At 59.4% G+C, this 19,509-nt stretch carries 19 protein-coding genes and 1 pseudogene; 9 read left to right on the top strand and 11 right to left on the bottom strand.

All coding sequences use genetic code 11. The annotated features are described in order from the left end of the window. Positions 1–51 precede the first annotated feature (51 nt). Positions 52–1,227, bottom strand: a complete 1,176-nt coding sequence (tuf, locus tag WAO69_RS17125; protein ID WP_422181375.1) for an elongation factor Tu — start codon at positions 1,225–1,227, stop codon at positions 52–54. Positions 1,228–1,730: 503 nt separating this feature from the next. Between tuf and WAO69_RS17120 the strand changes: the two genes are divergently transcribed. Then, the gene (locus tag WAO69_RS17120) at positions 1,731–3,140 is read left to right on the top strand and encodes a DUF1254 domain-containing protein (RefSeq protein WP_422181373.1); all 1,410 of its coding nucleotides are present in this window, start codon (positions 1,731–1,733) and stop codon (positions 3,138–3,140) included. A gap of 261 nt (positions 3,141–3,401) precedes the next feature. Here WAO69_RS17120 and WAO69_RS17115 read toward each other — a convergent pair whose 3' ends face one another. Then, positions 3,402–4,073, bottom strand: coding sequence for a hypothetical protein (locus WAO69_RS17115; RefSeq protein WP_422181371.1), 672 nt, complete (start codon positions 4,071–4,073; stop codon positions 3,402–3,404). Positions 4,074–4,195: 122 nt separating this feature from the next. Here WAO69_RS17115 and WAO69_RS17110 point away from each other — a divergent pair, with 122 nt between their 5' ends. Beyond that, complete coding sequence (locus tag WAO69_RS17110; RefSeq protein ID WP_422181369.1) at positions 4,196–5,563, top strand: cytochrome P450; 1,368 nt, start codon at positions 4,196–4,198, stop codon at positions 5,561–5,563. Positions 5,564–5,615: 52 nt separating this feature from the next. Here WAO69_RS17110 and WAO69_RS17105 read toward each other — a convergent pair whose 3' ends face one another. After that, positions 5,616–7,952 carry a DNA topoisomerase IV subunit A gene (locus WAO69_RS17105; protein ID WP_422181367.1) on the bottom strand — a complete coding sequence of 779 codons (2,337 nt, stop codon included), beginning with the start codon at positions 7,950–7,952 and terminating at the stop codon, positions 5,616–5,618. A 198-nt stretch (positions 7,953–8,150) separates the two neighbouring features. Between WAO69_RS17105 and WAO69_RS17100 the strand changes: the two genes are divergently transcribed. From WAO69_RS17100 to WAO69_RS17075, 6 genes are all read left to right on the top strand, one after another. Continuing rightward, positions 8,151–8,756 (top strand): SH3 domain-containing protein, encoded by a 606-nt coding sequence (locus tag WAO69_RS17100; RefSeq protein ID WP_422181365.1) that lies wholly within the window; start codon positions 8,151–8,153, stop codon positions 8,754–8,756. Positions 8,757–8,814: 58 nt separating this feature from the next. After that, on the top strand, positions 8,815–9,648 hold the full coding sequence (locus tag WAO69_RS17095) for an SDR family NAD(P)-dependent oxidoreductase (RefSeq protein WP_422181363.1): 834 nt from the start codon (positions 8,815–8,817) through the stop codon (positions 9,646–9,648). 78 nt (positions 9,649–9,726) lie between these two features. Continuing rightward, positions 9,727–9,921: a twin transmembrane helix small protein gene (locus WAO69_RS17090; RefSeq protein ID WP_422181361.1), complete on the top strand. Its 195-nt coding sequence runs from the start codon at positions 9,727–9,729 to the stop codon at positions 9,919–9,921. Positions 9,922–9,933: 12 nt separating this feature from the next. Then, entirely contained in the window at positions 9,934–10,506 is a 573-nt protein-coding gene (locus tag WAO69_RS17085) for a cob(I)yrinic acid a,c-diamide adenosyltransferase (protein WP_422181359.1), read from the top strand. Positions 10,507–10,741: 235 nt separating this feature from the next. Further along, on the top strand, positions 10,742–11,500 hold the full coding sequence (locus WAO69_RS17080) for an electron transfer flavoprotein subunit beta/FixA family protein (RefSeq protein WP_422181357.1): 759 nt from the start codon (positions 10,742–10,744) through the stop codon (positions 11,498–11,500). Next, positions 11,500–12,429 (top strand): electron transfer flavoprotein subunit alpha/FixB family protein, encoded by a 930-nt coding sequence (locus WAO69_RS17075; RefSeq protein WP_422181355.1) that lies wholly within the window; start codon positions 11,500–11,502, stop codon positions 12,427–12,429. Before WAO69_RS17080 ends, WAO69_RS17075 begins: the two co-directional genes overlap by 1 nt. Positions 12,430–12,485: 56 nt before the next feature. Here WAO69_RS17075 and WAO69_RS17070 read toward each other — a convergent pair whose 3' ends face one another. Next, positions 12,486–13,301 (bottom strand): DUF6473 family protein, encoded by an 816-nt coding sequence (locus tag WAO69_RS17070; RefSeq protein WP_422181353.1) that lies wholly within the window; start codon positions 13,299–13,301, stop codon positions 12,486–12,488. A gap of 158 nt (positions 13,302–13,459) precedes the next feature. Between WAO69_RS17070 and WAO69_RS17065 the strand changes: the two genes are divergently transcribed. Further along, entirely contained in the window at positions 13,460–14,341 is an 882-nt protein-coding gene (locus WAO69_RS17065) for a 3-hydroxybutyryl-CoA dehydrogenase (RefSeq protein ID WP_422181351.1), read from the top strand. Positions 14,342–14,364: 23 nt separating this feature from the next. On the opposite strand, the gene WAO69_RS17060 is transcribed toward WAO69_RS17065, so the two are convergent. The 7 genes and pseudogenes from WAO69_RS17060 to WAO69_RS17030 all read right to left on the bottom strand — a co-directional run. Further along, positions 14,365–15,279: a lysophospholipid acyltransferase family protein gene (locus WAO69_RS17060; RefSeq protein ID WP_422181377.1), complete on the bottom strand. Its 915-nt coding sequence runs from the start codon at positions 15,277–15,279 to the stop codon at positions 14,365–14,367. A 35-nt stretch (positions 15,280–15,314) separates the two neighbouring features. Continuing rightward, entirely contained in the window at positions 15,315–15,584 is a 270-nt protein-coding gene (locus WAO69_RS17055; RefSeq protein ID WP_422181349.1) for an HPr family phosphocarrier protein, read from the bottom strand. Positions 15,585–15,632: 48 nt separating this feature from the next. Then, entirely contained in the window at positions 15,633–16,025 is a 393-nt protein-coding gene (locus tag WAO69_RS17050; protein WP_422181347.1) for a PTS sugar transporter subunit IIA, read from the bottom strand. After that, on the bottom strand, positions 16,022–16,942 hold the full coding sequence (gene rapZ / locus WAO69_RS17045) for an RNase adapter RapZ (protein ID WP_422181345.1): 921 nt from the start codon (positions 16,940–16,942) through the stop codon (positions 16,022–16,024). The genes WAO69_RS17050 and rapZ overlap by 4 nt, the downstream gene beginning before the upstream one ends. Continuing rightward, positions 16,927–17,379, bottom strand: a complete 453-nt coding sequence (locus tag WAO69_RS17040) for an HPr kinase/phosphorylase (protein ID WP_422181343.1) — start codon at positions 17,377–17,379, stop codon at positions 16,927–16,929. Before WAO69_RS17040 ends, rapZ begins: the two co-directional genes overlap by 16 nt. A 6-nt stretch (positions 17,380–17,385) precedes the next feature. Then, complete coding sequence (locus WAO69_RS17035; protein ID WP_422181341.1) at positions 17,386–19,068, bottom strand: ATP-binding protein; 1,683 nt, start codon at positions 19,066–19,068, stop codon at positions 17,386–17,388. Between the two features lie 59 nt (positions 19,069–19,127). Then, a pseudogene (locus WAO69_RS17030) lies at positions 19,128–19,385 on the bottom strand (winged helix-turn-helix domain-containing protein); the annotation flags it as partial. Positions 19,386–19,509: the final 124 nt, after the last annotated feature.

The following is a 19,509-nucleotide window of genomic DNA, read 5'->3' as shown; positions in this document are numbered from 1 at the left end:
GGCTCCGGGCGATTTTTTGGGAAATCGCCCTGCCCGTCTGCGGTGTCAAAATCAGTCGGTGATTTTGGACACAACTCCGGCACCAACCGTGCGGCCACCTTCGCGGATGGCAAAGCGCAGGCCTTGTTCCATCGCGATCGGTGCGATCAGCTCGACGCCGAAGGACACGTTGTCACCGGGCATCACCATCTCGGTGCCCTCGGCCAGCATCACCGTGCCGGTCACATCCGTCGTACGGAAGTAGAACTGCGGGCGATAGTTGGCAAAGAACGGCGTATGACGGCCACCCTCTTCCTTGGTCAGGATATAGGCTTCGGCTTCGAACTTGGTGTGCGGCGTCACGGAACCGGGCTTGCACAGAACCTGACCACGCTCGACCGCTTCACGGTCGATACCACGCAGCAGCGCGCCGATGTTGTCGCCAGCCTCACCACGATCCAGCAGCTTGCGGAACATTTCCACACCGGTGCAGGTCGTCGTTTGCGTGGTGCGGATGCCCACGATCTCGATGCTGTCGCCCACGTTGATCACGCCGCGCTCGATACGACCGGTCACAACCGTGCCACGGCCAGAGATCGAGAACACGTCTTCGACAGGCATCAGGAACGGCTGGTCGATCGCACGCTCGGGGGTCGGGATCCACTCATCAACCGCAGCCATCAGCGCGCGGATGGAGCTTTCGCCGATCTCGGGATCACGGCCTTCCATGGCCGCCAGCGCCGAACCGCGCACGATAGGAATATCGTCGCCGGGGTAGTCATAGCTCGACAGAAGCTCGCGGATTTCCATTTCCACCAGTTCCAGAAGCTCTTCGTCGTCAACCTGGTCGACTTTGTTCATGTAGACCACCATCGTGGGGATACCCACCTGGCGGCCCAGCAGGATGTGCTCACGGGTCTGGGGCATCGGGCCATCAGCCGCGTTCACGACCAGGATCGCGCCGTCCATCTGCGCCGCACCGGTGATCATGTTCTTGACGTAATCCGCGTGGCCAGGGCAGTCGACGTGGGCATAGTGGCGCGCGTCGGTCTCGTATTCCACGTGCGCGGTCGAGATCGTGATGCCGCGGGCCTTCTCTTCGGGCGCGCCGTCGATCTGGTCATAGGCTTTGAAATCGCCGAAATACTTGGTGATCGCCGCCGTCAGCGTCGTCTTGCCGTGATCCACGTGACCAATCGTACCGATGTTCACGTGAGGTTTGTTACGTTCAAACTTTGCCTTTGCCATCGTGTCCGGCGCCCTTTTGTCAAATGGGTCTGAATGACCCTGTTTCCTATGCGCGGGCGACATATTGGGTTCGGTCGGGAAAATCAAGCACCGGATGCAGGTGCCCGGCAAACGCGCCCTTTTGCGGGCAGGTGCGTCGCGCCAGCGCAAGCCATTGCGAATGACATGGAACATGCCGCTGAGTACCTTTCGGTCATCTGCACGAGCACCCTCCGCGGCTTTGGGAACATATGCTTGATGCGGTTGAGACAATACTGGCCGAGCCAGAACAGATGCGACATGGACAATCCTCGAGCCGCCCTTCAATCACGATGTTGTCGCCGATGGAAACAACGCAGTGATGTCCACAATCCGGGGTAAAGCCGACATTCGACCAAAACCGTCAGATGAGGGCCTCGAGCCCAGAGCAGACAAAGCAAGCTCTCTACATTGACCAAGATCAACGCGTGATGAGCGTGCTCAGATTACCGTAGTTCGATAACCTCCGGAAAAGAAGATAGACCATGAAAGTAACACGTCGCCGTTTCACCCAGACCGCCACCTCCGCCATTGCGTTCATGGCGGCAGGGGCCATCGGGCTTCCCGCTCGAGCCACGATTTCCGTGTCCCCCGACGAGGCCCGTGCCATCGCGAAGGAGGCTTATATCTATGGGTTTCCCATGGTGGATTACTACCGCATCATGTGGGCGTACTTCATCAATGAGAAGGACAAGCAATACAAGGGGCCGCCGAACGGTCTTTACAGCGAGGCAAACGTCTACACACCTGCCGACACGGCGGTGCAAACCCCCAACTCGGACACGCCGTATTCCTTTTGCTGGCTTGATTTGCGCGCCGAACCGATTGTTCTGACCTTGCCGAAGATCGATGCGAACCGCTACTTCTCGGTTCAATTGGTCGACTCCTACACGTATAACTTCGATTATCTTGGCACCCGTGCTACCGGAAATGACGGCGGCAGCTTTCTGATCAGCGGTCCGGGCTGGACGGGTGAGGTGCCAGCCGGCATCACCAAAGTCATTCAGGCCGAGACGGATTTCGTGCTCGCGATCTACCGCACACAGCTGTTTGGCCCGAAGGACATCGACAATGTCCGCGCGATTCAAGCGGAATACAAGCTCGCAACGCTTTCCGCCTTTGCGGGAACGCCTGCCCCGGCTGCCGCGCCGACCGTGGACTTTCCAACGCCGCTTTCTGTCGCCGATGAACGGACCTCGCTTGAACTGTTCAATCTGCTTTCCTTCATACTTCAGTACGTCCCGGTTCTTCCCGATGAAAAAGATTTGCGGGACCGCTTTGCCCAGATCGGCATCGTTCCGGGCGAAAAGCTCGACATCGCCGCCTTGTCGAGCGACATGGCTGAGGCGCTGAAGGCTGGAATGGCCGACGGGCAGGCAGAGATCGATGCGCGCCGAAAGACAACCGAGACTTCGGAGAATCTGTTCGGTACCCGGGCTTTCATCAACGGTGACTATGTGAACCGTGCAGTGGGCGCCCAGATGGGAATTCTCGGGAATTCAAAGGAAGAAGCCTACTATGGTCTTTTTGGAACCTCTGCTGATGGCCAGCCCCTCTCGGGTGACAAGACCTATGTGATCCGATTTGAAAAGGGTCAGCTTCCGCCCGCGAAAGCCTTCTGGTCAATTACCATGTACAACCTGCCGCAGCAGTTTCTCGTGGCCAACCCGATAGACAAGTATCTGATCAACTCGCCCATGTTGCCCGATCTGGTGACGGATGCCGACGGCAGCACGTCGATCTACCTTTCCGCGACGCAACCCGAAGGAGATAAGGCCAAGAACTGGCTGCCCGCACCAGAGGGACCCTTCATGGCGGTGATGCGGGTCTACTATCCAGAGGCTTCCGTGCTCGATGGCACATGGAAGCAGCCGGAAGTGCAACTCGCCGGCTGATACAAATTCGCGTCTCGATCAGGCAGGCTGGGAGAGCAGTCAAATCCGATCCGTCGACATTAGAGGCCCAGGCGTTATCCGTCCGGGCTTTTATTGTGCGATCGCAGCCAAGGATTTCGCGCGATGATGGCTTTGCCAAAGCATAGAAATGCGCGGAGCGGAAGCTCCGCCCCGCAACCCGGTCATTGCCGCATCTTTCGCCAATATCTGCTCTGGGTCAAAGCAGCCGTTGGGGCGGGGACCCGTTCATGGGCCCAGAGCCTAGCCGTCTTCGAGCAGTTCAGACGTCGCGACCACCGGATCCGTGTCATCCGCAGGCAGGACCGTATCCGTGATGCTTTCCTCGGAGGCTGCCGTGGGATCGGTGAGGTCTTTGCTTGGTTCAGTGCCGGGCTTCAGGTTGAACCAGCCAAGTTCTTCCTGTTTGTTGGACAGCCATTTTTCAAGCTCGCGGGAGGCATTGAACGCAAGATTGGCAAGCTGTTCTTCCGCTGTGCTGGTATAGCCCGAGCCCACACCGAGACCTTCATCGAGGCTTTCGAAAATCAGCAACTGATGTGGTTCTTCATTCAGCTTGCGGGCTTCGGCGTCATCCCAGATGGTGACGTTCAGCACGACGGCTGATTTTGGCGCTGCCACCACGGGCACGCCGGGAGGGGCCAGAATATAGCCCTCGACCGAAATGCCGAAATGATAGAGTTGGTTGCCCTGATAACGGGCAAAGCGATCATCAAAGGCCTGGGTGAGCGCGGTTACCCATTCTTCCTCGGTCGCGGTGCGCGAGGCCGGGACTCTCTGCATCTTGGAGGCGATCACGATGTTGTGGCCGAGGCGGAACTCGCCCAGATCCGCGATTCGCGTTTCATCGACGACCTGTTCGCCGCATGCCGTCAGAAGGGCGAACACAGAAAGAAAGGCAAACAATCGCGTCATCGGTATCCCCGTTTGGTGTCGCCGTGAACCTATCCACAAACCCTCAGGGGTGCAAACCTTTGAAGGCGGGCCATTGTGGCCTATATGACCTGATAATCCTGACCAGCCGAAATCTGCCTATCATGCATCTGACCCGTGATGAAGCGCTGCCCGTCACCGTGCCGCTGGCAACGGCACCTCTGGGTGTCTGGCGCAGCTTTCGCGAGGCGCGGCGCAACATCGTCTCGATCATCCCCGAGGCCTCGACGCACCAGCCCATCGTGTCGGGCAAGACCGGCAAGCGCTGGCATATGCTGACCGATCCCGCCGGCATCCGTCAGGTGCTGCTGGAGCGCGAGGCCTTCTATCCGAAATCGGTTGTGACCAAGACCCTGTTGAATCCGGCGATTGGCGATTCCCTGTTCATTGCAGAGGGCGCGCAGTGGCGCTGGCAGAGGCGGATGGCGGCACCGGTGTTTTCCCACCGCAATGTGATGAACCTGGCCCCGATCATGACGGCGGCGGCTGAACGGTCGGCGGCGCGGATTGCCGAGGCAGGCACGGGGCGCGCCGTCAACCTGTTTGACGAGATGGTCACGACCACTTTCGATGTGATCGGTGACGTGACCTTTTCGGGTGACGGTTCGTTTGATCGCGACGCGGTGCATGCGGCGATCGAGACCTATATCGCGGATGCCGGAAAAGTGTCTCTGCTTGATATCCTGGGAGCGCCAGACTGGATCCCGCGCCCGTCGCGTGCGCTGTCAGACAGCGGCATGACGGATATGAAAAAGATGGCGGACGGGGCCATCGAGGCGCGCGCCGCGCGCGGCCCGCAAGGCGTGCCCGATCTTCTGGATCTGTTGCTGAGCGGTGAGGATCCCAAGTCCGGGCGGCAGATGACAACCGCCGAACTGCGTGACAACCTGCTGGCCTTCATCGTCGCCGGTCATGAGACCACCGCCTTGTCGCTGGCATGGGGGCTTTATCTGTGTGCGTTCGACCAGAAGGTGCAGGAACAGGCCCGCGCCGAGGCGCAAGCCGTCCTGAGCGATGGCCGTGCAGCCACCGGTGCAGATGTGGCGCATTTGCCCTTCATTCGTCAGATCCTGGACGAAGCGCTGCGGCTTTACCCGCCTGCCGCGATGGTATCGCGCACCGCCCTGGCCGAGGATGAGATCTGCGCCACCAGGATCCTGCCGGGCGATACCGTGATCCTGCCGATCTATGCGCTGCATCGCAGTCATCTGCTGTGGGAGGAACCGGATGCATTTCGCCCTGACCGTTTCGCGGATCGCAAGGCCATCGAGCGCTATGCCTATCTGCCGTTTGGCGATGGGCCTCGTATCTGTATCGGGGCCAGTTTCGCGCTGCAGGAGGCGGTGATCATTCTGGCAACCCTGCTGTCACGGTTTCACTTTACCGCCGTGAAAGGGCGTGATCCCAAACCGGTGATGATCCTGACATTGCGCCCGGAAGGTGGGGTCTGGCTCATGGCACAACCGGTGTGATCGGGTATTTGCGACCAGAAAGACGCAGCCCGCGCGCGCGGGCCTTGGCTGTTCAGCCGAACTTGTAGTCCTTGGGGAAGCCGTGGGGCGGGCGTTTGCCGACGCCTGCGCGCTTGGCCAGCCATTCCGACATATCCGGTTCATGCCGGGTCTTGCCGCCGCCCATGCTCCAGCGCAGGCCCTCCTGCCAGACGAAGGTGGTGAGATCGGACAGACCACCGTCAAGTTCGAGAGAGCCCTGTTTGCCGCGCGCCATGTTGTATTTCTGCAGGCGCACGCCTTTGCCCCGGCCCATTTCGGGGAGCTCTTCGAGCGGGAAGACCAGGAATTTGCCATTCTGCGAGACAACCGCCACGTGATCCCCGGCGACGTGTCGCACGGCGCAGGCGCGCTCGTCTCCCTTGACGTTGAGCACCTGCTTGCCCGCGCGGGTCTGTGCCATGACATCGGACTGCGGCACCACGAACCCGTTGCCGGCGCTGGAGGCGACGATCAGTTTTCCCTCCGGGCGATAGATGAAAATGTCGATGATCTCGGCCTCGTTGGGCAGATCGACGATCAGCCGGATCGGTTCTCCCATGCCGCGACCGCCCGGCAAGCTGACGGCGGAGAGCGTGTAAAACCGCCCGTTCGAGCCGAACAGGATCAGCTTGTCGGTGGTTTCGGCGTGGAACGCAAAGCGCGGGGCGTCGCCATCCTTGAATTTCAGTTCACGATTGAGGTCGATATGGCCGGTCATGGCGCGGATCCAGCCCATTTGTGAGCACACGACCGTGATCGGTTCGCGTTCGATCATCGCCTCGAGCGGAACGTCTTCGATATCTCCGGCCTCTTCCAGACGCGTACGGCGCGCACCACCTGCATAGTCCTTGCCAAAGATCTTGCGGATCTCTTTGAGCTGATCCGCGATCTTGTCCCACTGCAGGCCTTCGCTTTCCAACAGGTCTTCGAGGCCAGCGCGTTCTTCCATCAGCGCGGCCTGTTCGCGCAGAAGTTCGATTTCCTCCAGACGCCGCAAGCTGCGCAGGCGCATGTTGAGGATCGCATCCACCTGGGTTTCGCTCAACTCGCCCTCGCCGGGTGCAGGCGGGACATAGTCGGCCTCGGTCATGGCGCGGGGGTGATCCCTGGACCAGTCCTCGCGCATGAGGGCGGGTTTGGGATCCTCATCATAGCGAATGATGTCGATCACCCGGTCGAGATTGAGGAAAGCAACGATAAAGCCCTCGAGCACCTCTAGGCGATGGTCGATCTTTTCCATCCGGTATTCGGAGCGGCGGATCAGAACCTCGCGGCGGAAATCCAGGAAGGCGCGCAGCACTTCCTTCATCGAGCAGACCTTGGGGGTGACCCCGTCGATCAGCACATTCATGTTCAGCGAGAAGCGCACCTCGAGATCCGAGTTGCGATAGAGCATGCCCATCAAGACTTCGGGGTCGACATTCTTGGAGCGCGGCTCGATCACCATGCGCACGTCATCGGCGGATTCATCGCGAATATCGCCGAGGATGGGGATCTTCTTGGTCTGTATCAGCTCTGCGATCTTTTCGATCAGGCGGGATTTCTGCACTTGATAGGGAATCTCGGTGACCACGATCTGCCATTGACCACGGCCGAGATCCTCAAGCTCCCATTTGCAGCGCAGACGGAAGCTGCCGCGCCCGGTGCGATAGGCCTGCGCGATGGTCTCGCGGTCATCGACGATGATCCCGCCGGTGGGGAAATCGGGGCCGGGAACATAGTTCAGCAGCGTGTCATCCCGCGCATCGGGCGTTTTGATCAGATGCAGGCAGGCATCACATAACTCCGCGATGTTATGGGGCGGGATATTGGTGGCCATGCCCACCGCGATGCCGGACGAGCCATTCGCCAATAGATTGGGAAACTGTGCAGGCAGGACGACCGGTTCGGTCAGCGTGCCGTCGTAATTGTCGCGAAAATCGACGGCGTTTTCATTCAGCCCGTCCAGCAGCGCTTCGGCCACCTGGGTCATGCGCGCTTCGGTATAGCGCGCCGCCGCCGGGTTATCGCCGTCGATATTGCCGAAATTTCCCTGTCCGTCGACCAGCGGATAGCGGACGTTGAAGTCCTGGGCCAGCCGGGCCATCGCGTCGTAGATCGCGGCGTCCCCATGGGGGTGATAGTTGCCCATCACATCGCCAGAGATCTTGGCGGATTTGCGAAAGCCCCCGCCACTGGACAGGCGCAGTTCACGCATCGCGAACAATATGCGCCGGTGCACCGGTTTGAGACCGTCGCGCGCATCGGGCAACGCGCGGTGCATGATGGTGGAGAGCGCATAGGTCAGGTAGCGCTCGCCGATTGCACGGCGCAGCGGTTCGGCCACCTCGGACGGGTCGATATTGGGGTCGTCCACCAAATCAGTCATAGATGATGTGATACGCGGCAGACCTGACCGCGTAAAGCCGGTGCTGCGCGCATGGGGCTTTTTTCTGATTTTGGGCAGAGCATGCGAATTTTCCCCATGAAACGGCGCATCGAATCGATGTTTCTGATACAGTTCGATTCGGTCTGCCAACCAATCGCTGCAGTTTACTGAAGATTGCCTACAGCCCTGGGGGAAGGGATGAACAAGTTTGTCTTTCTGAGTTTCGTGTTTATGGCGTTTGCCTTTTATGAGCTGAGCGGCGGGGATGAGTTTGTTCCGCGCAAGGCCGAACTGATCGCAGCCGCAAAAGAAGCAGAACAGGATCAGGCCGAGGCGCGCATCGAACGCGTCGCGCAACTCCGGCCAGAGCCTGCGCCGGTGCAGCCGGCGGTGTCACAGGTCTCGCTGCGCATAAAGCCCGCACCACCGCCCCCCGCGGCACCCAAAGCGGTGGTTACCACCGCCCAGGGCGAAGTTGCGGATAAACCGGTGCTGATTGCTCTGGGTCAGAACCTCGAGCTGTTCGCGAACCCGGCTCAACAACTCACCGTGGCCGGCTTGTCGGCGCAGCCTGCCCGGCTCGTGGCCGAGCCTGAGATGCCGGATATTCGCGAAGTCTCCGCAAGTCGCGTGAACATGCGCAACGGGCCGGGGACCGAGTATTCGGTGCTTGTCAGCCTGCCTCAGGGCACCGAGGTCGAAGTCATCGATGCGGATGGGACTGGTTGGGTCAAGCTGCGCATAGTCAATGACAGTAGGGTCGGCTGGATGGCGGAATACCTGCTGACCGAGCCTACGGGCTGATTGCCAAGCGTCGCGTTACACGTCAGAACGGCCCCAGTATTCGACTAGGGGGCTTTTGATGGCGCAGAAAACCATTCTGATCACTGGCTGCTCATCGGGCATTGGTGAGGATGCCGCGCGCGCGCTCAAGGCGCGAGGCTGGCGGGTTTTCGCGTCCTGCCGCAAAGAGGCCGATTGTGAGGCCTTGCGCGCACAAGGGTTTGACAGCCCGCGCATCGACTATAGCGACACGGCCACCATCACCTCGGGTCTTGCCGAAGTTCTTGAGGCTACGGGCGGCACGCTGGATGCTGTGTTCAACAACGGTGCGCATGGGTTTTTCGGTGCTGTCGAGGATTTGCCGACACAGGGTTTGCGCGAGATTTTCGAGACGAATTTCTTTGGTTGGCATGAGCTGACGCGGCAGGTCCTGCCCGTGATGCGGGCCCAGGGACATGGGCGAATCCTGCAATGTTCCTCCACTTTGGGCTTCACCTATATTCCCTGGCGCGGGGCTTATTCGGCGACCAAGCGCGCATTGGAAGCGATGAGCGATACGCTGCGCATCGAAATGCGCGGCACCGGCATTCATGTGGTACTGATTGAGCCCGGCCCGATCACGACGATGTTTCGCGTAAAGGGCATCCCGTTCTTTGAGCGCTGGATCGACTGGGAGAACTCGCCCCGGCGCGCGGCCTATGAACGCGGCTTGCTCAAGAGGCTTTATGAAGGCAGCGGAAAGAAAGACCTGTTCGAGCTGCCCGCCTCGGCGGTGACGGCCAAAGTGATCCGGGCCCTGGACGCACGCAGGCCGAAGGCGCGCTACATGATCACGGGGGCCACCTACCTGGCCGCGCTCCTGCATCGGATCCTGCCTGACCGGGCTCTGGATGCGATCGCGTCCCGAATATGAAGAAAACCGGTTCGCTTTTCCGGACCAGCCCGCTAGATCAGCGGTGACACAGAAGACATCGAACCCGGGAGCGCCGTTTTGGACCCTCTATTTATCCTTATTCTGCTGGCAGTGGCTGGCGTTGTCATCGCTTTGGTGATCGGCATGGGTGGTTTTGCCAAAGGTGGTAGCTTCAACCACAAGTACGGAAACAAGATGATGCGCCTGCGTTTGATCGCGCAGTTTGCAGCGGTGGTTCTGATCATGGCTTATGTGTATTTCAGCAGGCAATAAGGGCGGCAACAGATGGTCATTCTGAACAAGATCTATACGAAAACCGGGGATGCGGGCGAAACCGCTCTGGGCAATGGCGCGCGGGTTGCCAAACACGCGATGCGCGTCACGGCTTATGGCACGACGGATGAACTGAATTCCTTTGTGGGCGTTGCCCGGCTTGAAGCCGAGGGCGCGCTGGATCAGCAGTTGGAGCGCATCCAGAACGACCTGTTTGATCTGGGTGCCGATCTGTGTCGCCCTGATATGGAGAAAGACGCCGAATCCGAATACCCGCCGCTGCGTGTGATTGCCTCGCAGGTCTCGCGACTGGAAGCCGAGATTGATGCGATGAACAGCCATCTCGAACCTTTGCGCAGCTTTGTGCTGCCCGGTGGCGCTCGGCTGGCGGCAGCACTTCATGTCTGCCGGACCGTCGCGCGTCGTGCGGAACGCCAGACCGTTGAGCTGGCGACAATGGAAGCCGTGAACGCGGATGCGGTGAAATATCTCAACCGGCTGAGCGACTGGTTCTTTGTGGCCGCGCGCATGGCCAACAACGGCGGCAAGGATGATGTGTTGTGGGTTCCCGGCGCGAACCGCTGAATTCAGTGCCGCCCGATATTCCAGGCAGGAAAGATGATCAAAGTCGGGTCTGATCGCCATTTGGCCGATGCCGCGCCTGACCTAGACCGGCCTCACGTCAATTACGCGACGTCTATGGACCTAAACGTGACGATTTTGCCCTGTTTCCCGAGACCCCGCGCCGTTATCAACAGCGCGAGCTAAACCGAAGCCCGAGTCGAGATATGGCCGGGCCCATGTGAGGAGTGAAACGCTTATGAAGGTGTTGGTACCTGTCAAACGCGTGATCGACTATAACGTGAAGGTCCGTGTCAAAGCGGACGGATCGGGTGTTGATCTTGCGAACGTGAAGATGTCGATGAACCCCTTTGACGAGATTGCCGTCGAAGCGGCCATCCGCCTGAAAGAAGCGGGCAAGGCCGAAGAAATCATCGCCGTGTCGATTGGCGTGAAACAATGTCAGGAAACGCTGCGCACGGCGTTGGCGATGGGCGCGGACCGCGCCATTCTGGTGGTTGCGGCCGATGATGTGCATCAGGACATCGAACCGCTGGCGGTTGCCAAGATCCTTAAGGCTGTGATCGACGAAGAACAGCCCGGTCTGGTGATCTGCGGCAAGCAGGCCATCGACAACGACATGAACGCCACGGGCCAGATGTTGTCGGCTCTGCTGGGCTGGTCGCAGGCCACCTTCGCCTCGGAACTGGATGTCGAAGCGGATCATGCTGTTGTCACCCGTGAGGTGGACGGCGGCCTGCAGACGATCAAGGTGACGATGCCGACAATCGTGACTGTTGACCTGCGCCTGAACGAGCCACGCTATGCATCCTTGCCCAACATCATGAAAGCCAAGAAAAAGCCGCTGGATGAGAAAACCGCGGCTGATTACGGCGTGGACGTGACGCCGCGGCTTGAGGTTGTCAAAACCGAAGAGCCTGCAGCGCGCGAAGCGGGTATCAAAGTGGGCTCGGTTGACGAGCTGGTAGCGAAACTCAAGGAAGTGGGTGCTGTATAATGGCTGTTCTTCTTCTCGCAGAAATCAATGACGGCGAATTGAGCATGGACGCGACCGCCAAGGCGGTGACTGCGGCCAAAAAATTGGGCGAAGTGACGGTTCTGGCCGTGGGTGCAACCTGCGCCGCTGCCGCAGCCCAGGCCGCAACAATTGACGGCGTGTCCAAGGTGCTGTGCGCCGAGGATCCGCTGTATGGCAAGCGTCTGGCCGAACCGGCCGCCGCCCTGATCGTGGCACTTGCCGCGAATTACGAGCATATCGTGGCCCCTGCCACCACGGACGCCAAGAACATCATGCCGCGCGTTGCAGCGCTGCTGGATGTCATGGTGATCTCGGATGCCTCGGGCGTTGTGGACGGATCGACATTCGAGCGTCCGATCTATGCCGGTAACGCCGTGCAGACCATCAAGTCTTCGGATGCCAAGAAGGTCATCACCTTCCGGACATCGACCTTTGATGCGGCTGGCACCGGTGGCTCGTCTTCGGTTGAAAACATCACGGCGGGCGACAACCCGTCCTTGTCCGAATGGATAGAAGACAAGGTTGCGGCATCTGATCGCCCCGAGCTGACCTCGGCCGGTGTGGTTGTATCCGGTGGTCGCGGCGTCGGTTCGGAAGACGACTTTGCGATGATCGAGAAACTGGCCGACACGCTGGGTGCTGCCGTTGGCGCATCGCGCGCAGCGGTGGATTCCGGCTATGCTCCGAACGACTGGCAGGTTGGTCAGACCGGCAAGGTTGTGGCTCCCGATCTTTACATCGCTGTCGGGATTTCCGGTGCCATTCAGCACCTGGCGGGCATGAAAGACAGCAAGATCATCGTCGCCATCAACAAGGACGAAGAAGCCCCGATCTTTCAGGTGGCCGACTACGGACTGGTTGCAGACCTCTTTGTCGCGGTGCCCGAGCTGACCGAAAAGCTGAGCTGAACCAAAGCCACGATAACAATCCTAAACCCCCGTCGGCCGGTCCGACGGGGGTTTTTTCATGCTCCGGTTTTCAGATGCTCTGCCAGGGCTTTGGACAGATGCTCGGCAATAAGGTGATGTGTCTCGACACCCAGCATTTGCGCCGCAATCGAGCCTTGCATCGCGCCATAGACCATCCCTTCCAGATCGCCGCCCGCGCGGCGCACCGGCACTTCGATCACATCCAGTGCCTGATCGGCAACTTCTGCGATCATGTCGGCTCCGACAAACAGCGGCTCGGCCCCCAAGCCGTTAGGCAACTCTTCACGTAGCCAGAGTAACAGAAACGGTCCGTCAATCGTGCGCTGGATCAGTTTCATGCGGGCGATCCAGGCCCGGCGAAGTTCATCGCGCAGCAGGCTGAACCTGTCCAGCGACAGCATCTGCAATGTCGACAGCATATGGCGGTTGAAGCTGAAATCGGTGAAATCCACTTCGGAATAGATCGACCTGAGCATGTCGGAGGGCCCAAGGAAGCGATCATTCCGACGCGGATGCACGCGATAAAAGCGGTTCGACATGTTCTGTGCCCCCATCACCTGAAGTACCGTCAGTCGTGCCCCCTTGGCCACCGACATGATCGCGGGATCAAAGACAAAGGCGTCGATGCCGGCATGCTGGCACCCAAGATTGACCACCGGCACATTCAGGCGGTCTTCAACCAGATCACTGAAAGGACGCGCCACAAAGCGGCCATAGGTCTCGGTTCCGCCGATCACGGCGACATAGTCCTGATCCGTCGATTTTGCCGGCCCCCTGAACACAAGTTTCGACCCCCCGTAATGACACGGAGCATAGTCGAGCGTATCCGCCCGGCTGACTGCATAACTCATGAGAGTCACCCTGATTTCTCACCCTGAGGTGCAGATTCGCCAAAAGGTCTTACGAAACGGCTAATGTGTGCATTTGCAGAAAACTGTCGCAGGTGCGGCCACTTGCTGCGCGCAGTCTGCGCGCCTATGGTTGCGCAAATCGTGAACCGGGGGTGTGCATGGCGACGGAGATCAGGACAATCGGCGTGATCGGCGCGGGCCAGATGGGCAATGGAATTGCGCATGTGATGGCCCTGGCCGAGTATAACGTGCTGATGACAGACGTCAGTCAGGACGCCTTGGACAAAGCGCTGGACCACATCCGAAGCAACCTTGCCCGCCAGGTCGGCAAGGGTCGGATCAGTGAAGAGGTCATGAATGCCGCGATGGGCCGCATCTCGACCACCTTGGCATTGCCCGAACTTGGCCAGATGGACCTGGTGATCGAGGCGGCAACCGAGCGCGAGAGCGTCAAGCAGGCGATTTTCGAGGATCTTCTGCCACATCTGAAACCCGATACGATCCTGACATCGAATACATCGTCGATCTCGATCACGCGACTGGCCAGCCGCACGGATCGCCCGGAAAAATTCATGGGGTTCCATTTCATGAACCCTGTTCCGGTGATGCAACTGGTCGAACTGATCCGGGGCATTGCAACCGATGAAGACACATTCGCCTCGTGCAAGGCCGTGGTGGACAGGTTGGGCAAGACCGCCGCCAGCGCCGAGGATTTCCCCGCCTTCATCGTGAACCGCATCCTGATGCCGATGATCAATGAGGCCGTCTATACGCTGTATGAAGGCGTGGGTTCGGTGCAGTCCATCGACCAGTCCATGAAACTGGGTGCCAACCATCCGATGGGTCCGCTTGAGCTGGCTGATTTCATCGGGCTGGATACCTGCCTGGCGATCATGAACGTGTTGCATGACGGTCTGGCGGATACAAAATACCGTCCCTGCCCGCTTTTGACGAAATATGTCGAGGCCGGCTGGCTGGGCCGAAAAACCGAACGTGGATTTTATGATTATCGCGGCGAGGTGCCTGTGCCGACGCGGTAAGCGTCAGTCCATCTGCCAAGCGATCAAACCGGTCGGTTCTCGTCACCCAATGACAAGGTGTGTTCGCGCAGCCATGCCATGAACCCACGCGGATCGGTTTCAAGCTGCGCCATCTGCGCATCGCTCAGCGGTTTGCCGATAACCGGTGCCTGAGGCTTGTTGCACGAGCGCACGATCTCGCGGAGCAACAGACCTTGCCGCAGGATGGGCGAGATACGGTTGGCGATCTGATAGGCGCGGGAATTGGACCCCGGAAAGAAGATCGGCACGACGCGCGCCCCCGAACGGCGGATCATCTTGGCGGTAAACACATTCCACTCCCGTTCGATTGCAGGGCCGAACATGGTGTCTGATGACATCACCACACCCGACGGGAACAGCGCAACCACCCCACCCTCGCCAAGATGCGCCATGGCTTTGGCGCGCATCTCGACCATTTTCTTTTGTGCTTCGGGATCATGGGGAAACGGGACCGGGATCATGAAGGAGGTGGCGGCCTCATCCAGTCCCGTCAGAACCGAACGGGTCAGGATCCGGTAATCCAGCCGCACCCGGCCAATCAGATCGGCGAAAATCATTCCATCAACCATCCCGTGCGGATGGTTGGCCACCACCACGACGGGGCCTTCCTTGGGAATGTTCTCAAGCTGGTCGGGTGGGGTCATCAAGTCGATGCCCATGGTGTTGAGCGCCCCGCGCCAGAAACGTTGGCCGCGATAGCTGGCGTTCTGCTTTTCGAACTTGTTGACCATGCGCAGAATGGTCGGTTTCCCCGTCATCCACTCGATGATCTTGATCGAATAGGCCGTCCAGGGATCATCAAAGGAATTGGCATAGGTCAGGGAACGGCGATCATACACTTCGCCGGTGCTGGTATCGGTGCCGGGCGCGTTTGCAGCTTTCGCCTGCTGGTCGCCATTCTGTGCAGTGTCTACCAAGTCGTTCACCCCGTGCACCCTCGTTCAGGGCGCGATCAGTAGCCTTCGCCAAACTTGTCTGCAACCAAAGCCTGCAGTGCATCAGCAAGAGCCTCAGCATCCGGTCCCGAAGTTTCCACGTCAATAGACGTTCCCTTGGAAGCCGCGAGCATCAGAAGACCCATAATACTGTCACCCGAGGCAGACAAGCCATCACGCGAGACTTCGGCCGTTGCATCAAAGCCCTCGACAACCTCGACCAGCTTGGCTGAGGCGCGGGCGTGCAGACCCTTTTCATTCACGATGTCTAATGTTCGGCGCACCATACTTTGGCGATCTCTCTGTCTGTCCCGTAGGTATTGGTCGTTTTGTTGTTATTGCGCGCCGATGTTTTGGCTGTCGATGTATTTCTTACCAGCTTCGAGGGCGGCGCGTACAGCGTCGGCCAGCGGCTTCTGGCGGCTTTTGGCAAGTTTGATCAGCATCGGCAGGTTCGCGCCATACATGATCCGGCGATTGTCCTGCCTGCAGGCGCTCAGCGACAGGTTCGAGGGTGAGCCACCAAAAAGATCGGTGACCACAACGACACCATCTCCGCTGTCCACCGCATCTGCGGCTGCGCTGATCTCGGTCTGCTTGGCCTCACGATCATGGTCGTTCTCAATGGCGATGGCCTTGATGCCGGGTTGGGGCCCTACCACATGTTCGACTGCCGCCAGATACTCTCTGGCCAGCCCTCCATGCGCCACGATCACAATCCCGATCAATTCGGTTTCTTTCCTGTTCCGGCATCCACCTGGTGCCGCTCCAACTCCCGGTGCCTTATTGACACCTGCCTGCCCTCTTCTGCAAGAGCCCCAGCCAATGCCTCGGCCAAAACAACCGACCTGTGTTGCCCGCCGGTGCATCCGAAGGCCACAGACAAATGCGACTTCCCTTCTTCGACATAGGCAGGCAGCAGGAGTTTCATCAAACCCAGAACCCGCTCATAGAACGCATCAAAGCGCGGATCTTTTGCAACATGCGCCTGCACCGCGCCATCCCGGCCATCTAGGGCGCGCAATTCCGGCTGCCAATAGGGGTTGGAAAGAAATCTGCAATCCAGCACCATGTCGATGCCACGCGGCAAACCGCGTTTGTAGGAAAATGACTGGATCGAAATCGCCAGTTCGCGATGGCCACCGCCTGCGAACCAATGCTCCATCTCTTCGCGCAACTGGTGGACGTTCAGTTCGGAGGTATCGATCAGCATGTCGGATCGTGCACGGATCGGCATCAGCAGATCCAGTTCCCGCTCAACGCCAATTGCCGCGTTTTCTGCCGGGGCAAGGGGGTGTCTGCGCCGGGTCTCGGAAAAACGACGGATCAGAACATCGGCCTGACAATCCAGGTAAAGGACCGACAGCGCGCTGCCACGCTCGGCGCTGAGCCGGTCGATGGTTTCGATCAGGGTCGCAACCGAGAAATCCCGGTTGCGCACATCAATGCCCAAAGCCATGGGACGGTCAGCGGCACCTTGGCTCTCAAGCAAGGGGGGGAGCAATCTGAGCGGGAGGTTGTCGATAGCCTCAAAACCCAGATCCTCAAGGACCGCGATCGCGGTGGAGCGGCCCGCACCAGAGGGTCCCGTCACTAGCACAAGGCGGGGCGAAAGCAGAGACGACTTGGTCAGATCTTTGTCCATGGTCCGCCCAGTAGATACTGCAAGATGGCAGCAGGAAAATGGGCGCTATCCGTTTTGTGAACCAGTGGGACACTCTGCCCCAGCAGATCGCGGCTTTTGGGGGTCGGCATCCGCGTGGTTTCGGTCTGGTCAAGATCAAGGATCAGATCGACCCGCGTCGGCGCGGCCGGGTCGGCACGCAGAATGCCGATGCAACGCGCTTCGATCATTCCCAGAAGGCTGCGCGGCGCATAGGCGATAACCCCGCGCGGCCGCAGGATCAGGCAGGTTCTGTCATCCGAAATCAGGCGGGCACCGCGCGACATCAACTCAAGCGCGAGAGAGGATTTACCACGCCCTGACGCGCCGCAGATCAGAACCGCACTGTTGCGCAGGGCAACGCAACTGGCATGTACAATTACATCCGGCTGGGGATCGGTGCCGGGTAAAGCCGCCATCGGCGGCTAGACCGGCAGACCCACGACGAACCGCGCGCCCAGAGGTTCTGAGGTGATGTCGGCCTCTGTCGGACGGATGTTTTCTGCCCAGATCACACCGCCATGCGCTTCGACGATCTGTTTGGAGATCGCAAGGCCCAGACCGGAGTTGTTGCCAAAATGCTCTTCGGGGCGTTGCGAATAGAAGCGTTTGAAAATCTTGGTCAATGCCTGATCGGGGATTCCCGGACCTGTGTCTTCAACCACGATCAGCACCCGGTTTTCGCGCTTGCGGGCCCAGACGCGGATCGCGTCCCCCTCTTCGCAGAAGGAAATCGCGTTGGTGATCAGATTGACGAAGACCTGCGCCAGACGTGCTTCGAGACCGTTCACGCGGATTTGCCCGGCCGGCATATCGGTGATGTATTCGATGCCTTTTGCGCGGGCATCTTCGCCGAGGTACTGATTGAGATTGTTGAGCATCTGGAGAAGATTGAACTCCTCCTCCTCTTCCTTGACAAGCTCACTGTCCAGACGGGACGCATTGGAAATGTCGCTGACAAGCCGGTCAAGACGGCGCACGTCATGTTCAATCACATCCAGCAGTTTTTCACGTTGGTCGTCACGCTTGACCATCCGCAATGTGCCCACGGCGCTGCGCAAGGATGCCAGCGGGTTCTTGATCTCATGTGCAACGTCAGCGGCGAATTGTTCGTTGCCTTCAATCCGGTTGTAGAGCGCTGACACCATGCCCCGCAGCGCGCCGGACAGGCGGCCGATTTCATCGGGGCGGGCTGTGAGATCGGGAATGCGGATTCGGTTGTGGCGCATTTTGCGCGCGTCCCGATCACGGCCCAACTCGGCCGCTTCGGCCAGATCGGACAGCGGATTGGCGATTGTCGAGGCCAGCACAAGGCTCAGCCCGATCGATACCAGCGTCGCGATGATGAACATCTGGAACATGCGCTCGCGCTCCGAGCGCGCGATCGCTTCGATCTCACCCGAGGCGCTGACGACGGCGACAATACCGACGGTCGTGTCGCCCTGAAGGATCGGGCTGGTCGCCGCAAAGGCAAGGCCGTCAGGTGTAGAGAGGTTTGTTCTGACCTGCAGCCCGTTGCTGATCGTCGGGGCCACCAGTTCGCTGAGCTGATCCGTGACGGGTGCAGGCAGCTGCGTATCGGCCGGCAGAGCACCGGCAACAAGGCCCCAAACTCCGGCAAGCGCATCCGTGATGAAGGTCGCACCCTGGTCGGTCTCGAACAATGCATCAAGATCGCCACCCAGGCCCGCACCTTCGACGCCGCCGATCAAGGCTCCGGTCGGGTCGAAGACAAAGGCCTTGACACCCTTGGGCATGGTCAGGCTTTGCAATCTGCCTTGCACATCCATGCCGTCGCCGGTGGCAAGATTGACCGGCGCACCTGATGGCAAGCCGACCTCGAACACATTGGAGATCAGTACGGCATCGCTTGCCAGATTGGCGATCCGCTGGTCGATGAAACTGTCGCGAGAGGCGCTGAGATAGAGGATGCCCGCGGCCAGAATGTTCAGGGCGATCAGATTGAACGTGATGATCCGACGGGTGAGCGGCGAGTTCTTGAGTGACAGATATCCCCTTTGGGCGCGACTGTCCTGCAACTCGCGCTCAACCGTGTTGTCCGGAACGACCCAGTCGTCACCCAGAACGACGTCGCCGCTTTTATCCATTCCAAGTGGGGGGGCTGTGTCGCGCACAAACGTCCCTTCCGATTGGCCCTTTGCGGGCACTATTCCTCGTTATAGCGGTAGCCGATACCGTACAGGGTCTCGATCGCTGAAAATTCATCATCGACGCTGCGCATTTTCTTGCGCAGACGTTTGATATGACTGTCGATTGTCCGATCATCGACATAGACCTGATCGTCATAGGCCACGTCCATCAACTTATCGCGGCTTTTCACGAAACCGGGGCGTTGCGCCAGCGCCTGAAGCAACAGGAATTCCGTGACCGTAAGCGAGACATCCTTGTCTTTCCAGGTCACTGAAGTGGTCCTGCTTTTTAGGACAGGTTTGCGGCTTGGCTAAGATGCATCTGGTTTATGTTCATGCCGCTTTTCGTGTTTCACTTTGTTCGAAGTATGCCGCGTCTGGCGTGCGCTTGTCGAGGGC

The organism is Aestuariivita sp., from assembly GCF_049276915.1.
Taxonomy (GTDB): domain Bacteria; phylum Pseudomonadota; class Alphaproteobacteria; order Rhodobacterales; family Rhodobacteraceae; genus Aestuariivita.
Note: the sequence above shows the minus strand (reverse complement) of the source record. Positions and strands in the feature narration are given on the sequence as shown.

Coding starts and splice junctions, on each gene's coding strand:
- tuf (WP_422181375.1), bottom strand. CDS start 1,227: ATGGCAAAGGCAAAGTTTGAACGTAACAAACCTCACGTGAACATCGGT.
- WAO69_RS17120 (WP_422181373.1), top strand. CDS start 1,731: ATGAAAGTAACACGTCGCCGTTTCACCCAGACCGCCACCTCCGCCATT.
- WAO69_RS17115 (WP_422181371.1), bottom strand. CDS start 4,073: ATGACGCGATTGTTTGCCTTTCTTTCTGTGTTCGCCCTTCTGACGGCA.
- WAO69_RS17110 (WP_422181369.1), top strand. CDS start 4,196: ATGCATCTGACCCGTGATGAAGCGCTGCCCGTCACCGTGCCGCTGGCA.
- WAO69_RS17105 (WP_422181367.1), bottom strand. CDS start 7,952: ATGACTGATTTGGTGGACGACCCCAATATCGACCCGTCCGAGGTGGCC.
- WAO69_RS17100 (WP_422181365.1), top strand. CDS start 8,151: ATGAACAAGTTTGTCTTTCTGAGTTTCGTGTTTATGGCGTTTGCCTTT.
- WAO69_RS17095 (WP_422181363.1), top strand. CDS start 8,815: ATGGCGCAGAAAACCATTCTGATCACTGGCTGCTCATCGGGCATTGGT.
- WAO69_RS17085 (WP_422181359.1), top strand. CDS start 9,934: ATGGTCATTCTGAACAAGATCTATACGAAAACCGGGGATGCGGGCGAA.
- WAO69_RS17080 (WP_422181357.1), top strand. CDS start 10,742: ATGAAGGTGTTGGTACCTGTCAAACGCGTGATCGACTATAACGTGAAG.
- WAO69_RS17075 (WP_422181355.1), top strand. CDS start 11,500: ATGGCTGTTCTTCTTCTCGCAGAAATCAATGACGGCGAATTGAGCATG.
- WAO69_RS17070 (WP_422181353.1), bottom strand. CDS start 13,301: ATGAGTTATGCAGTCAGCCGGGCGGATACGCTCGACTATGCTCCGTGT.
- WAO69_RS17065 (WP_422181351.1), top strand. CDS start 13,460: ATGGCGACGGAGATCAGGACAATCGGCGTGATCGGCGCGGGCCAGATG.
- WAO69_RS17055 (WP_422181349.1), bottom strand. CDS start 15,584: ATGGTGCGCCGAACATTAGACATCGTGAATGAAAAGGGTCTGCACGCC.
- rapZ (WP_422181345.1), bottom strand. CDS start 16,942: ATGGACAAAGATCTGACCAAGTCGTCTCTGCTTTCGCCCCGCCTTGTG.
- WAO69_RS17040 (WP_422181343.1), bottom strand. CDS start 17,379: ATGGCGGCTTTACCCGGCACCGATCCCCAGCCGGATGTAATTGTACAT.
- WAO69_RS17035 (WP_422181341.1), bottom strand. CDS start 19,068: ATGGATAAAAGCGGCGACGTCGTTCTGGGTGACGACTGGGTCGTTCCG.